10 protein-coding genes are annotated in these 14,764 nt (G+C 47.0%); 5 read left to right on the top strand and 5 right to left on the bottom strand.

Annotation, left to right across the window (positions count from 1 at the left end; genetic code table 11):
* Nucleotides 1-9 precede the first annotated feature (9 nt).
* The 4 genes from ccoN to C4S60_RS06015 all read left to right on the top strand — a co-directional run bounded on the left by ccoN (nucleotide 10) and on the right by C4S60_RS06015 (nucleotide 6,393).
* Nucleotides 10-1,419: a cytochrome-c oxidase, cbb3-type subunit I gene (gene ccoN, locus C4S60_RS06030; RefSeq protein ID WP_103879435.1), complete on the top strand. Its 1,410-nt coding sequence runs from the start codon at nucleotides 10-12 to the stop codon at nucleotides 1,417-1,419.
* Between the two features lies 1 nt (nucleotide 1,420).
* On the top strand, nucleotides 1,421-2,035 hold the full coding sequence (locus tag C4S60_RS06025) for a cbb3-type cytochrome c oxidase subunit II (protein ID WP_103879434.1): 615 nt from the start codon (nucleotides 1,421-1,423) through the stop codon (nucleotides 2,033-2,035).
* Nucleotides 2,028-4,184: a c-type cytochrome gene (locus C4S60_RS06020; protein ID WP_103879433.1), complete on the top strand. Its 2,157-nt coding sequence runs from the start codon at nucleotides 2,028-2,030 to the stop codon at nucleotides 4,182-4,184. The genes C4S60_RS06025 and C4S60_RS06020 overlap by 8 nt, the downstream gene beginning before the upstream one ends.
* Before the next feature lie 145 nt (nucleotides 4,185-4,329).
* Nucleotides 4,330-6,393 (top strand): sensor domain-containing protein, encoded by a 2,064-nt coding sequence (locus C4S60_RS06015; protein ID WP_103879432.1) that lies wholly within the window; start codon nucleotides 4,330-4,332, stop codon nucleotides 6,391-6,393.
* Nucleotides 6,394-6,511: 118 nt separating this feature from the next.
* On the opposite strand, the gene C4S60_RS06010 is transcribed toward C4S60_RS06015, so the two are convergent.
* The 3 genes from C4S60_RS06010 to C4S60_RS06000 form a co-directional block, all read right to left on the bottom strand.
* On the bottom strand, nucleotides 6,512-7,996 hold the full coding sequence (locus tag C4S60_RS06010) for a peptide MFS transporter (RefSeq protein ID WP_103879431.1): 1,485 nt from the start codon (nucleotides 7,994-7,996) through the stop codon (nucleotides 6,512-6,514).
* Nucleotides 7,997-8,226: 230 nt separating this feature from the next.
* Complete coding sequence (locus tag C4S60_RS06005; protein ID WP_103879430.1) at nucleotides 8,227-11,313, bottom strand: efflux RND transporter permease subunit; 3,087 nt, start codon at nucleotides 11,311-11,313, stop codon at nucleotides 8,227-8,229.
* Nucleotides 11,314-11,321: 8 nt separating this feature from the next.
* On the bottom strand, nucleotides 11,322-12,398 hold the full coding sequence (locus C4S60_RS06000; RefSeq protein WP_425275109.1) for an efflux RND transporter periplasmic adaptor subunit: 1,077 nt from the start codon (nucleotides 12,396-12,398) through the stop codon (nucleotides 11,322-11,324).
* 117 nt (nucleotides 12,399-12,515) lie between these two features.
* Between C4S60_RS06000 and C4S60_RS05995 the strand changes: the two genes are divergently transcribed.
* Nucleotides 12,516-13,121 carry a TetR/AcrR family transcriptional regulator gene (locus C4S60_RS05995; RefSeq protein WP_103879428.1) on the top strand — a complete coding sequence of 202 codons (606 nt, stop codon included), beginning with the start codon at nucleotides 12,516-12,518 and terminating at the stop codon, nucleotides 13,119-13,121.
* A 4-nt stretch (nucleotides 13,122-13,125) separates the two neighbouring features.
* On the opposite strand, the gene C4S60_RS05990 is transcribed toward C4S60_RS05995, so the two are convergent.
* Together C4S60_RS05990 and C4S60_RS05985 are read right to left on the bottom strand one after the other, a co-directional pair.
* Entirely contained in the window at nucleotides 13,126-14,085 is a 960-nt protein-coding gene (locus C4S60_RS05990) for a LysR family transcriptional regulator (RefSeq protein ID WP_103879427.1), read from the bottom strand.
* A gap of 88 nt (nucleotides 14,086-14,173) precedes the next feature.
* Nucleotides 14,174-14,713, bottom strand: a complete 540-nt coding sequence (locus C4S60_RS05985; protein ID WP_103879426.1) for a porin family protein — start codon at nucleotides 14,711-14,713, stop codon at nucleotides 14,174-14,176.
* Between the last annotated feature and the right edge of the window lie 51 nt (nucleotides 14,714-14,764).

Genomic DNA, 14,764 nt, shown 5'->3' with positions numbered 1-14,764 from the left:
GAGAGCCAGGTGAATACGAGTGCGCTTCATTATGAAACCAAAGTGGTCAAATATTTTATTGTTGCTGCCGTCATTTGGGCCGTGGCAGGGATGGTCATCGGTGTGATTTTGGCAGCCCAACTTTACTGGCCGGTCCTCAACATGAATTCGGAGTATATTCAGTTTGGCAGACTGAGGCCGCTGCATACTTCGGGTGTCATCTATGGTTTTGTCGTCAATATCCTGATGGGAACATCACTCTATATCGTCCAGCGGACGGGCCAGTGCGTGTTATTCAACAAAAGTCTGTCTTGGATGGTGTTCTGGGGTTGGCAGGTGATTCTGCTATTGGCTCTCCTGTCCCTGCCGCTAGGGTATACCACGTCGAAAGAGTATGCAGAACTAGAGTGGCCCATTGATCTGCTCATCGTTTTGGTGTGGGTTCTGTACGCAGTGCTTTTTTTTGGCACGATAGCCAAACGCAAAGTGCAGCATATTTTTGTTGCTAACTGGTTTTTTGCAGCGTTTATCATCGTAATCGCGATGATCTTCATTGTTAACAATTTAGCCATGCCTGCTTCGCTGATGAAGTCGTACTCCGTGTTTGCAGGGGCTCAGGATGCAATCGTTCAGTGGTGGTGGGGGCACAACGCTGTCGGGTTCTTGCTTACCGCAGGTGTGATTGGCATGAATTACTATTTTATTCCGAAGGTGTCACAGCGGCCCATATACTCTTATCGCCTGTCGGTGATTCACTTCTGGGGGTTGGTTGGATTCTATACCTGGGCGGGAACGCATCACCTCATCTATTCTTCAGTTCCAGTGTGGGTTCAGAACATTGGTATTGTCATGTCTCTGATCCTCTGGCTTCCATCCTGGGGTGGGGCTTTCAATAGCGCCATGACCCTGTTGCAGAATAAAACTAAGCTCAAATCTGACTACATCATGCTGTTTTTCTTCTCGGCCATTCTTTATTACTGTCTGGCTACGTTTGAGGGGCCGTTGCTTGCGATACGCTGGTTCAACATGATAGCGCATAATTCTGAATGGGTGATTGGTCATGTGCATTCTGGTGCGTTGGGATGGGTCGGAATGTCAGGTATCGCGGTGTTTTACTATTTTATCCCTCGACTTTGGGGGAAGACAGAACTCTGGTCCTCTCGTTTGATTAAGTGGCATTTTTGGCTGGCACACTCGGGGGTGGCGCTTTACGCCGTTGCATTATGGGTAGCGGGAATTGGTGAAGGGTATATGTGGTTGGCGCAAAGCAATAACGGTGAACTGCTATATAGCTTTGTTGAAGCGATGAATTTCAAAGCTCCCTGGTTATTTCTGCGTTTCTTTGGCGGCAGTTTGTTTGTACTTGGGCTGTTTTTGATGGTGTTTAATCTCTACAAAACTGTGCGTTTACCGGCCGTATTGATGGCAAAGGAGGCATAACATGAGTGCAGATTTCACCAAATCCCTCGTCATTCTTATTCTGTCGACGTTCGTTATTGCCTCGTTTTCGCTACTAGTCTGGGTGGTTCCTAATTTGCTGCGAACGCCTGAACTCATCGAGGGCAGTCGAGCAATACCTTTAACTGCGCTGCAAGTTGCGGGGCGTGATGTTTATATCAGTGAAGGGTGCCATGTTTGTCATACTCAGATGGTTCGTCCTCTTGAGCCAGAAGTGAAGCGAAACGGCAGAGCGAATCAGGAATCTGATGACATCTACGAGTTTCCCAATTTGTGGGGGTCAAAGCGCACCGGACCTGATCTGACTAATCTTGGCCGCAAATATTCGGACCAGTGGCATCTGCTTCATCTTATCGATCCAAGGAGTGTTGTTCCTACGTCAATAATGCCCGCTTATCCATGGTTGTTTGAACAGGTTTTGTCTGGCGACAGCATTACAGGAAAGATGGAAACACTTCGTCGTTTAGGTGTCCCCTACAGTGATGAAGAAATATCGGAGGCCAGGCTTGAGATTAGAGGTAAAACCAAAGGCGAGGTGTTGATCCACTATCTGCAAAGCCTCGGGGTCGATACCGCACGAGAGGTGAATTATGAGTAGTTTTCTAAATCTCTGGGCGGCTGTTCTCACGGTTGTATTCTTTGTGCTTATGGTGGCTGTTGTTGTCAAATACTGGCGCAGCAATCATCAGGCAGACAAAGACAGAGTAATAGGCAGTTTCGATGGTATTGATGAAAACGATGCTGCGCCTCCAAAGCTGATGTTCGGAGCCTACTTTGTCGCGTTTGCTTTGTCACTTGGTTACCTCATCATGTACCCAGGTATAGGTAATTGGCAGGGGCTGGCGAATTACAACCAAGCTGATGATAAGCTGAGTCGTACCAACACTTCGTTGGATGAGCAGTTTTCTAGTCTTACCGACCTTTCTCTAATCGTATTGTCCAATGAAGACGATATTGTTTCGTCAGGAAAAGGGCTATTTCAGACTCACTGCGCCGCCTGTCACAGGGATAATGGACAAGGGGCGAAGCATTTTCCAAATCTCATCGACAATGAATGGTTATATGGAGGCTCTGACAAAGCAGTGCTCCATTCCATTACGCTGGGCAGAAATGGTGCGATGCCCGGATGGGTGGATGTTCTGAGACCCGATGAAATAGCGAAAATTTCGTACTATCTGGCGTCACTTAACCAACGTCATACCGATGTTCCTGAGGTGAAAGTGGCGTTGGGCAAAGAGCTGTTTGTGAAGACGTGTTCTTCGTGCCATGGAGACGGTACCGTACCAAACATTGCAACCGGTGTACCTGACCTGTCAGACAATATCTGGCTGCATGGAGGGAGTATTGAGGAAATCCAGCACACGATTCGGGCCGGGCTAAACAACGTGATGCCGGCGTTTAGAGATCAGCTAAGTGATAATGAAATTCTGGCGATTGGAGCTTATATCACCAAAGCGAGGATCGATAATGATTCTCGCAAGGCAGCCTTAGACTCTGAGGCCATAGAGCGCGGTAAATATCTGGCTCATGCCGGAGATTGTGTGGCTTGTCACAGTGCGGAAGGGGGAGAACCGTTTGCTGGTGGACTGCCATTTGTCACGCCATTTGGCACTATCTTCTCGACCAACATTACGACTCATGCCACGGAAGGTATAGGTAGTTATGATTATGAGGATTTCAGGGCGGCCCTGGTCGATGGCAGGGGCAAACATGGTTACCTCTATCCGGCAATGCCTTTCACCTCTTATCAATATGTGAACGAACAAGATCTGAGAGATCTATGGGAATACATGCAGTCAATTGCGCCTGTGCCAAGACGCAATGATAGCAATGACATGATGTTTCCGGCAAACATTCGTCTTGGTCTGCTGGCATGGGATATCGTATTTGCAGACCGCAGTCCGGTTGATTATACCTTGCCTTCACAGCTTAAAGAGAGTGTGGTTCAAGTCGATAAATGGCAACGAGGCAAATACTGGGTTGCAGGTTTGGGGCATTGTTCAGAATGTCATACCCCAAGGAATGTCGCTCAGGCATTGGATAACAGCAGGATCTTTCAGGGCAATTTGATCGATGGTTGGAATGCCCCAGATATTACGGCTAACGAGCTCTATATTGACGGTTGGGATCTTCAGAGCCTCACGGATTTTCTGCATACCGGCCATTCGGACAAGGGGACCGCATTCGCCGGGATGGCGGACGTAATTAAGAACAGTCTCAGTCTCATGACACGCGATGATGTCGAGTCGATGTCATATTACTTACTCGCAGGGGATACCAACAATTTTATTAATGACGATGCCGTCAAACTCGAACCGGGCGGTTTTGACGACTCAGCTTATGCAAAAGATATCTACGTTACATACAACCAGACCTGTGGAGCCTGCCACGGTGAAGATGGCAAGGGACGTGACCCGATTGCGCCCACCTTGCTTCACAACGGTATTATCATGCATAGCGACCCATTCAATACCATTGCAGTAACCATTCGGGGGCTCCAACCGACCTACATAGACAAGGATCGCAATTTTATGCCAATGGCCAGCTTCGAAGACATCCTGTCGGATCAGAAACTGGCCGACTTGATCAGTTTCGTTCGTTTGTACCTTGGTGCCAGAGAGGAGGCGGTGACCGCATCAGATGTGAGACAAGTGAGGGAGATGCTTGAAAAAGCGGGATATTCTGGTGGGCTACATGTTACGCCTGATATGTATGATCAAAGGGATAGAAATATAAATGTAAACTAAAATGTGCGTTGATAGATTTAACAATTGCGCATTTTCTGTTCATTAAAACATCTGTTTGCTATAAAACTGGGCTCGTATCTAGTACGATATATCAAAGCGCCATTGATTTGGCATTTCTATACGAATTATTTCGAGTCACATCACCATGTTTCCAAAAGACCTTCCCAGTTTGCAGTTGTTTATCGATTCTCTGGAAGACCATACCTGGGTAAAGGATACCCAGGGTAACTACGTTGCCATCAACAAGAGTGTAGAAAAAGCGTGGAATATGTCCCGTGAGCAGGTATGTGGTCGAACCGATTTTGACCTGTTTCCTGAGCAGCGTGCCAACTACTTTAAACGAGCTGACGATTTGGTTGTGGAGCAGGGGCACCAGACGACCGTTGAAGAATGCGCAGCCCATGACGAGTATGGAAATGAGGTGTGGCTTGAAACCATTAAATCACCGATGTTTGATCAACATGGAGAATTGTTTGGTATTCTGGGGATGACCCGCAATGTGACGCGAAGAAAACAGGTAGAAACCCGGTTAGCGATTACCTCGGAGATCTTTAATAATTTCCAGGAAGGGATGATGATCACCGATAAGCATGCCCGTATCATGGACGTCAATAATGCGTTTACCGACGTGACAGGATATCCAGCATCGGAAGTGCTCGGTAAGAATCCCAGATTTCTTCATTCTGGGCACCATGAGCCCGCCTTTTATCAAGAATTATGGCAACAATTGGCAGATAAAGGCCAGTGGAAAGGCGAGTTCATCAACCGCAAAAAAGATGGTAGCGTCTATCCACAAATAGCCACGATCAGTGCTATCACTGATGATAATGATGACCTGCTTCACTATATCTGTGTATTTGAGGACATTTCGAATCAGAAAGCTCATGAAGAAAAGCTAAGACGGATGGCGTTTTTTGATCCGCTGACCAACTTACCCAACCGAGCACACTTATCCAGCCTGCTTGAACAGAGTATCGAGTCTGGACAACGACATAATGAACAGTTTGCGACGCTGTTTTTGGATCTTGATCACTTTAAACATATCAATGACAGTAAAGGTCACTTGTATGGTGACAGACTGCTTACCCAGGTGGCAACTCGACTGACCAAAGTGCTTAACCACCGTGCCAGCATTGGGCGCATCGGCGGGGATGAATTTGTTATTATTGTCTCCGGCTATGAAAGTGAAGCTCAGTTGCTTGACACTGTTGATGAGACATTGAGCGTGTTCAACATGCCTTTCAATCTGGATACTCATGATTCGTTACGAGTATCCGCCAGTATTGGAGTTGCGCTTTATCCGCAGGATGGTAAGGACAGTGAAACCCTGCTTAAGAATGCCGATACTGCCATGTACCTTGCTAAGAAAAAAGGTCGCAATGGCTATGCTTTTTACTCGCCGGATCTTACATACAGCTCTGTGGTACACGTAAAAGTGCAGTCAGCATTACACGATGCATTGGAAAAGAGACAGCTTTCCCTCGTTTACCAACCGCAGTACAAACTTGACAATCAGTCGCTGCTAGGTGTCGAGGCATTACTGCGTTGGAATCACCCTGAGTTAGGCTTGATCCCGCCAGACCAGTTTATCCCCATCGCAGAGAAGACGGGTCTGATTCATCGAATCGGCACCTGGGCGTTAACAGAGGCATGCCGACAAGGACGTGCCTGGCTGGATAAGGGGGTGGATTTTGGCAAAATGGCGGTGAATGTATCGGCTCTTCAGTTACAACGTCGTGACTTTGTGCCGCAATTAATCAGGATCTTGCGGGAGTCTCGCTTGCCTGCAGAGTGTCTTGATATTGAAATTACGGAGAGTTTTCTATTGACCGACCGAGACCAAGCGGTTGAGAGACTTGATCAACTCAGAAGACTTGGTATTGAGATATCACTGGATGATTTTGGTACTGGCTATTCTTCGCTTGCTTATCTGAAAGGATTACCCATCAGTAAGCTGAAAATAGACCGCTCATTTATCTGTGATGTTCCTGAGCAGCGAGACAGTAACGCGATCGTTCAGGCTATTATCGCGTTAGGAGAAACGTTATCGTTGACGATCGTGGCTGAGGGGGTTGAAAGCATACAGCAAGTCGAATATTTGAACTCTCATGGTTGTCATTATGGGCAGGGGTATGTGTTCAGTAAACCGCTTACTGCTGAACAGATTGAATGGCTGACGCAACAGCGTGGGATATCAGATCCATCTTAGATGAGGCATCGGAGAACGGTACGGTTTCCTAACTCAAATTTGCTAAAGGCTCACTGACCCATGTCGGTTCGACATGAAGCCAGTGAGGCTTTATTTGTATATGAATTAAGTCAGGTAATTAGCTTTCCGCTTCGGTCAACTCAATGTCTTGCTGAGGCTGATGCTTATCTGCGGTTGCCAACATTTTGCGAATGGCAATCGAGGCCATAAATGCCACCAGAACCATGACAACAGCCAGCATTGTCAGCAGTCCAAAGTAGTCGCCGTATACGGTCTGAACAAATTCCTGAGTGATTTCCTGACCTTTCTCCGCAGCGATAGAGGTTGAGAACACGGCACCTACAATCCCCGATAGTGCAATGGCCACTGAGAACAAACTGACAGAGAAATTCTCAATGTGTTTTGGAGCGACAGACAAGATAAATGCCACGACCAGAGAACCAACAATTACTTCCGCAAATGCCTGGAAGAAGTGGATTACCAGGAACACTTCGGGACGAATAACGACATTTTCTCCAATGTTCTTCACCGCAAATGCCAAAATACCAAATGCAATGGCAGTCAAGATGAAAGAGAAGCCGATTTTTGTTGCCGTAGTAAAGTGAATATTGCGCTTTTCCAGATTAGAGAATGTTGCAGCGATGACCGGACCTGCCACGATACACCAAAGAGGGTTCATTGACATGGAGGCCTCTGGCGCAATAGGGATCAAGCCGAACAGATCGCCACGCATCGTATTGATGGTCACCATAGTCATGGACGTCATCATCTGACCGTAGTACACAAAGAATGCGGTAGTGAGAACGGTAACGATAATGATGGTGCCCATACGCAGTGCGTCGGCTTTTTCCGCCTTAAACATAAGTGAAATAAAGTAGCCAATGGCTGTCAGACCAATCGCGTATACCACGTTCTTACCAATGTCCATATTAGAAAACATAAAGAACACCATGGCGACCATAGCAACTGAGGTGATGGCAAACTTAATCCAGTTAGCCTGTGATACTGGAGCTTGGTCGATGTCAGCTCCAACTTCCTGAAGGTTTTTACGGAAGGTCATCAGAGTAAACAGCGCCGCGAAGGCAAGAATGCCCGACAGCATGAAGCTGCCATAGAAACCGATGACCAGTACGAACATTGGGAATAAGTACTGACCAAGCAGAGCGCCAATGTTGTTGACGGAGTAGTTCACTGGATAGCCATTCTCGAAGTCTTCCTGGCTTTTGAACGTGCGCTTGTAAAGGCTTGGGTAAGAAGGTGACATCAAACCACGTCCATAACTCGCTAAAGCGATACCAGCAAGGCTAAGGGGAATGTTGACGGTGGAAGCGCCTAACACCAATAACACATAACCACAGGTAAAGCCGAAGTAGGCAATCGTTAATGAACGGTACGCGCCCAGAAACTTATCAGCAATAAAGCCACCGGCAATCGCAAACAGGGGACCAATTGATGAGAACGCACCAACAACCATCATAGTGTCCGCTTCACTATAGTCGAGATTCTCAAGAAAAAACCTCGTGAGAATCACCATGACACCATAAAACGAAAGTCCAAACATCATTTGACAGAACATCATGGACTTGTTTAATTTATTCCACATAACTTTATCCTTATTTTTTATCAGGAAGTGGTTTAATAATCCGCCCTGATATTACCAGACAAGTTTTGTTACATTTTGATCTCTGGTGCCAATGTGTGCATATAACACACGACATTTTCTAATCATTCGGGTGAGAAATTGTTATGTTAAGCTCGAATCGAAACTTTTGAAAAAGGGCCCCGAGGGACCCTTATTGGAAAGAATTATTGTCTTAGTTTATTCACTACTAACTAAGAAGGGACGTGTGCTTTAGACTTCAAAATAGGATTACGGCGTACCATCATTCTGAAGACAACGGGAACAAAGTAAAACGATAAAAGGGTGGTAAGTACAGTGCCTCCGGCGATGGCAACTGCAAACGGAGGCCAAAATCCCCCACCGGCAATAATGAGAGGTAAAAAGCCGCCAACGGTAGTGACTGTTGTCGATGTGATATGCCGAGTACAGGACATTACAGCATCTACGGAAGCGTCGATGTCACCGGCTGCCGCTTTGTTGTCGAGCCTTAGTTCTGCCAGAATCACAATCGCGGCGTTAATCGCCAGCCCCATGATGCCTAACATGGCAATAATAACGGTAAACCCAAAGGGATAATTGAAAATCCAGACCGACAACAGCCCTAATCCACCTGCTAGTCCTGCGACCATAAAGATGATGGTACTAAGGCGGAACGAATTAAAGGACATGACGACCACCAGAATCATCAGAACGATGACAACGGAGATGTTGGATATCAGTTGGTTAACGGAACGGTCTCGCTCAGCTGATTCGCCACCAAAGTCAATATGGTATCCGGCTGGTAGCGTATATTTTTCCAGTCGTTGCTTGAACTCGTTTAACACTGTTTGAGGGAGTACACCAGCCTGAATATAGCCTTCGATAGTATTGACTCTCTCACCATTGCGTCGCGTGATGGCGCCCCGACTGGTTGTGAGTTCCAGATCGGCTAATGTGGATACGCTGACGCCAGTGGTGTATACCTCAGAGCGAATAGGCAGGCGCAGATTACCGAGATGTGACAGGTTCTCCCGTTCTTCATTGGCGACCCGAACACGAATGGGGATTGATTCACTGCCCTCTGTGACAGAACCGGTTTCTCGACCAACGAGAGTGGCTTGTAGCAGGTTGGCAAATTGATTAAGGCTAATACCATTGAGTTTGGCTGTGTCTTCATCTACTTTCAGCCACACCTTTGGTGTACCCGGTTGTAATGTTTCTCTTGTATGGGTGACATGAGAGGTGTTGGCGAGTATCAGACGAATATCTTCACCTATGGATTTAAGCACATCCAGATTCTCACCATAGACTCTTAACTCGATGGGTGCTTTAAATGGAGGACCTTGTTCCAACTTCCGAACCAGTATCTGGGCAGAAGGGATTTGTCTGTTCAGCGTGTCCTGCAGATCAGGAATGATGTCATTGGCATGCTGAAAAGATTCCATTTTTACCATAGCTTGAGCAAAATAGGGCGCGTTGTTCTGGGTTGCCTGTAAGTTGTAGTAAAACGACGGAAAGTTTGCTCCCACTAACCAATCAACACGCTCGACACCCTGATAAGAACGAATAACGCCGTCGACCTTGCTAGCTGATGCGCGGGTCGCGTAGATACTGGCCTGAGGAGGCAGAAAAACCTGTACTTCGAACATGTCACGGTCGGAAGGCGGGAAGAATTGTTCGGTGAGCTGAGACATGCTCCAATAACCGGTAACTGGTACCGCTAATACGAGAGCCAGTGATAGTGAAGGGTGCTTGATCGCCCAACGTACCGAACGAGCAAACCCAGCCGTTATCAATGGAATGCGCAAGCCTGTATTGTACCAGTGGTCTCCTGAGGTATGGCTTGGGAGAATCTTAGTCGCAAAGCCGGCGATGACGGTGTGCGATAACAAGTAAGAACCAATCAGTGAGAATGAGACCGTTATAGCAATAGCGCCGACAAACTCACCCGTTGCACCTGGCATGAGTATGATAGGAGCGAACGCGAGAATAGTCGTCAATGTGGAGCCCAGCAAGGGAACCCATAGGTGGGACAAGGCGTTGAATGTCGCTTCCAGGCGTGCTTGTCCTTTAAGGCGATAGCTTTGAATGGTGTCCACCATCACCACAGCGTTGTCCACCATGATACCCAGAGCCACGATGAGCCCGGTCACCGACATTTGGTTAATAGGGATCCCCGTCATCTTCATCATTGCCAGGGTAAACATGGAAGTCAGCGGCAATGAAATCGCGACCAAAATCGCGGCTCTGACACCTAAAGTGACAAACAGCACGATAAGAATCAGTGTAAAACCAATCAGCAGGCTTTTCCCTAGTTCAGAGAGTCGGGTGGTGGTGTAGCCTTGTTGGTCGAACAGGATACTGACTTTAATATTGCTTGGCAGGTCTCTCTCAAACCGCTCGATAACCGTCACAGCCCTAGCGGTCCATTGATCAACCCGAAGGTTTGGCACCATACGTGCGGCGACAATGACACCTGGAGAGCCGTCTATAATCGCCATTTCACTTTGAGGTGTCTTCGGACTTCTTACTACGTTGGCGATGTCTTCCAAACGGATGATATGGCCATTATTATCAGCGGCTAATGGTACCTGCTTGATACGCTCTATAGAATCCAGTTCTGACTCGATTTCCAATCCGAATCGAGAAAAGCGGTTGACGAGCTGACCCGCTGAGTTTTTTGCATCAGCACCGCTCAAACTGTCCCCAATGTTGAGACTAGAGCGCCCGAACGCAGCGGTATCAGTGGTGCGCAAGTTGACCTGAATTTCTTCTTCCGGCATTCCGTATTCGTCGACAAACTCAGTTCCTGAAAGGGTACGCATTCTTTTCGCCAGTTCTTTTGCGTAGCGGCCTAATGTCAGGATGTCGGCTTCGCCGGGGCCGTTCCAGGTAAGAGAAGTGATTACGGTGAAAGCGTAGGTATGGTCGCTGTCTAAATCTGGTGAGGCCGTACCCGAGGGTAAAACCGGAATGAGGTCTGACAGCTTATCGCGAGCTTTTGACCAGATGGGATCCGGTTCAGTAATGTCATCCATCAGCTCAATGGTGACGATGGAAACTCCGGGTCGTGAGGTTGACGTGAGCAGTTTAACTTCACTGAGCTCGCGCAGTTTATTTTCGACGACTTCAGTCACTAAGGTTTCGACCCGTTCGGCACTGGCTCCGGGAAAGCTGGTCGTGACATTGGCAAAGCGGTTACTGATAATCGGATCTTCCGCTCTGGGTAGTGAAGAAAATGCCGCGAGTCCGCTGACGATTAGCAGAGCGGTCATGAGTACCAGAAGCCGGGTATTGGTAATGGTGTGAATCACTTTCATCTGGCTGCCTATTTACCTGCAACGAGTACGTTTTGCCCAGGAACGACTCGGTGGAGTCCGCTTGAGATGATGGATTCGCCATCTTGAATGGCACCATTAACAAAAGCCCTTTGACTGTCCGCATAAAGCACATTGACGGTTCGTCGTTCAACGATGTTGTTGGTGTCAATAATATAGACATTCCAGACGCCCCTTAGCCCGTCGATCAGCGCGGTAAGTGGGACCCAGTATCCAGATTCGTTGACCTGTTCATCAAATGCCAGATAGGCAAGTTGTCCCTCAAGCAGCTGGGCTTCTTCGGGGAAGCGGTAACGTAGTCCGACACTTCTTGACTGGGTGTCGACCATCGCTCCAGGATTAAGAAGTTTGACAGCATAGCGGTGATCAGCAACACGAACCTGAGGAGCTTTGAGGTGTGTCACTCTGGAGAGTTGATGAGCGGGTATACCGATAAAAGCTTCTTTGCCCTCGCTGGCCAGAAGCTCTAAGGTAGGGGTCCCGACATTGACTACATCACCCAGAGAAACGTGGCGTTTGGCAATAACGCCTGCGTATGGAGCAACCAAAGTGGATTTCTCTTGTCTCAGCTTGTTGGCATTCAGTACCGCGCTTATCCGTAGCAGATTTGCCTGTAGTACGCCTTTCTCACTGGTCAGAGCATCGATCTCGGCATCGGCACTGAACCCTTTAGTTTTCAGAGATTGTTGACGCTGTAAGTTGGCATCGACCAGTTTCAGTTGAGCTTTGACTTCGTTGGTTTGCGCTCGAAGCTGATTTGCTTCCGTCACCAGTAAGTCAGTATCAAGCTGAATAAGCGGAGTCCCTTTTTCTACCTGATCACCCACATCGACCAGAAGAGATTCGATTTTACCCGCCAGTTCGAAACCGAGGTTGGCCTGTTGACCTGCTTTTACCGTGCCCACATACTCTCGCTTCACGGTGTAGTAGGGGCTCAAGTTAATCTCAGTCGTCGATACCGTGAGCGGTTTAGTCACCGCAGCTTCATCCAAACGGCTTTCCTTACAACCTGTTAGCGCCAAAAATATGGCTGCTATTGATGCATTAGTTAATATTCGTTTGCGCACCACATTCATCCTAAAAACCTAACCATTGGCTATAGAATAAGCGAAATCAAACTAGACTGTCTAGTTTGATTGTGTTAAAAACTAGTTACTCGATAGCTGAATCGCCGGAATGTGAACATGATCCAGAAAAGTGAACAAAAGAGACTGACAATACTCAAAGCAGCGGGAGCGCTTTTTTCTGAGCGGGGCTATAAGGTCAGTATGGACGAAATCGCCAAACGGGCAGATGTCTCAAAACAAACGGTGTATTCTCATTTCAGAACCAAAGATCAGTTATTTGAAACCTGTATTCAGTATCGTTGCGAGCAACGAGTTATCGATGAATCGGCATTTGATTTGAATGTACCCGTAAGGAACATGCTGATAGAGTTTGGTATCCGGTTTCAGAACATGCACCTAGAACCACAGGTTTTACAAACATATCGCAATGCCGTGTCGCAGGTGAGCAGCCATCCGCAAATTTCTGCTGCGTACTTAAAATCAGGGCCTGAAAAGACGGTCGCCGTAGTGTCTGAATATTTGCAGCACCAACATGACCAAGGGCAACTTCACTTGGTTAGTTCAGCTAAAGATGCAGCAATGCAGTTACTGCTGATGTTCCATGGAAAGGCTGTTTACTGGGCTTTTTTAGGAAGTCAGATTGAACAGACTGCGGATGAACAAAGAGCGTATATCGAATGTTGTGTTGATATGTTTCTCACCAGTGCTCAATGTAGTGAATGAGCGTTCATGACTGGCTTGCTTTGAAAATGTTTGAAATGGAATTGTTGAGCCAATGTATCATCTCACTATTTTGATACCTGGTATGAAAATACGAGTAAGCTGAGTACTGTGTTTCCGGAATAGACTGGTCTGGTTTGAGCATGACTAATTCAGGATAATCCTGAATGGGGAAGCAATTACTCGCGCCCATAAACATATCTGAGTGTCTTACGACATCGAGTAGAACCAGAGGGTATTCTGAGCTAAAGCCCACTTCTAGATTGAAGCCCTGCTTGTCAAATATTCTCACAATTGGACTTGTCAACTTACTGTAATCACTGACCAGCAGGCGAGCTAACGGATATTGAGACATGTTCTCTACCGTGATCGGTGAGTCCACAATCGGATGGTTTTTTCTGACCAGAATGCAGCCAGCGATATCACTGACTTTTACGTGGCACAGTGAGGGATATGAGTCAGCCAACTCAGCATTGATGCCAACCAGAATATCCCCTTTTTCCAACCCATGTATGGTGTGTTCATTCCATGCAATGACTTTGACCTTTAATTTAGGGGCATGTTGCTGAAAAAAACGATAGATTTCGCCTGAAAGAGAGAATACAAAACTGGGAGACAATGCGATGGTGATTTCTTCATCAAGCTCCTTGGGCTCAAAAACATCCATTGCGTTAACCACGCTCTCAACACCATAAAGCAGTGGCAGCAGTTGCTCTGAAAGCTGCTCCGCCTTGGGAGTGGGGGCCAGTCCAGTTTTTACTTTAACGAAAAGTTGATCGTCAAACTGAAACCTTAGTTTTTGCAAAGACTGACTGACAGCAGGCTGAGAAACAAACAGCCGATCCGCGGCTTTTCTCATGTTCTGCTCTTCGAATAAAACTTTGAATACTTTGAGTAGATTGAGATCAAGGTTTGCAAAGCGATTTTTGGCCAGTGGAGGTCTCTTACTGCTGGGGACTTTTGGCATTACATCATTCTGTAAATTAATTGCAGGAATAAGCTGGTATTTTTTGTACCAGCTTACTGTGATGAATCGGTTATTTGGGATTCGGGAATTAGAAGCGGTAACCTAAAGTAAATGATAGGTAATCTGCGTCTACACCGGAAAATGATGGCATGTCATAGCGCAAGTCAGCATACAGGCCCATGTTTAGTTGTGCTCTTACGCCTAACCCCAGAAACAGTGTTGACTCACTTCCTGAGAAAGTACCGTTGTTCTGTGTCTCTACCTCGTCGTTGACATAAGCAAGGCCAATAGCGCCATACGGTTTCAGCCAAAGGTTCTCCAGTTCGAATGCGTAACCGATATCTGAATCGATTTTGAACGTTCGTGCGCGGTAATCAACATTTCCAATATAGTCTGGCAGACTGACGTCATCCTGGTTCCAGGCGTAAGACACATTCAGACCAAAGATGTGATTGAAGTCGTAGCCGTACTCGAGTTTAAGGCCTGTTCCCAGATCCCAATTGTACCCTGATTCGCTGAACTCCAATCCTGAAGCACCAAGACCCACTCTGTGTCCTGTGAACTCTGTGTTTGCGAATGCACTTGCTGACATTGCCGAAATTGCTACTGCGAGAACTAACTTTTTCATAATTAACCTTTCTTTTGTCAACAGCCTCCTGCTGAGAAAGTGCGTTCCGTG

Source organism: Vibrio hangzhouensis, from assembly GCF_900107935.1.
Classification (GTDB): domain Bacteria; phylum Pseudomonadota; class Gammaproteobacteria; order Enterobacterales; family Vibrionaceae; genus Vibrio; species Vibrio hangzhouensis.
This window is presented reverse-complemented; position numbering and strand designations above follow the sequence as displayed.

Excerpts from the sequence above, each read along its gene's own strand:
- C4S60_RS06020 (WP_103879433.1), top strand. The coding sequence starts at position 2,028 with ATGAGTAGTTTTCTAAATCTCTGGGCGGCTGTTCTCACGGTTGTATTC.
- C4S60_RS06025 (WP_103879434.1), top strand. The coding sequence starts at position 1,421 with ATGAGTGCAGATTTCACCAAATCCCTCGTCATTCTTATTCTGTCGACG.
- C4S60_RS05985 (WP_103879426.1), bottom strand. The coding sequence starts at position 14,713 with ATGAAAAAGTTAGTTCTCGCAGTAGCAATTTCGGCAATGTCAGCAAGT.
- C4S60_RS05990 (WP_103879427.1), bottom strand. The coding sequence starts at position 14,085 with ATGCCAAAAGTCCCCAGCAGTAAGAGACCTCCACTGGCCAAAAATCGC.
- C4S60_RS06015 (WP_103879432.1), top strand. The coding sequence starts at position 4,330 with ATGTTTCCAAAAGACCTTCCCAGTTTGCAGTTGTTTATCGATTCTCTG.
- C4S60_RS05995 (WP_103879428.1), top strand. The coding sequence starts at position 12,516 with ATGATCCAGAAAAGTGAACAAAAGAGACTGACAATACTCAAAGCAGCG.
- C4S60_RS06010 (WP_103879431.1), bottom strand. The coding sequence starts at position 7,996 with ATGTGGAATAAATTAAACAAGTCCATGATGTTCTGTCAAATGATGTTT.
- C4S60_RS06005 (WP_103879430.1), bottom strand. The coding sequence starts at position 11,313 with ATGAAAGTGATTCACACCATTACCAATACCCGGCTTCTGGTACTCATG.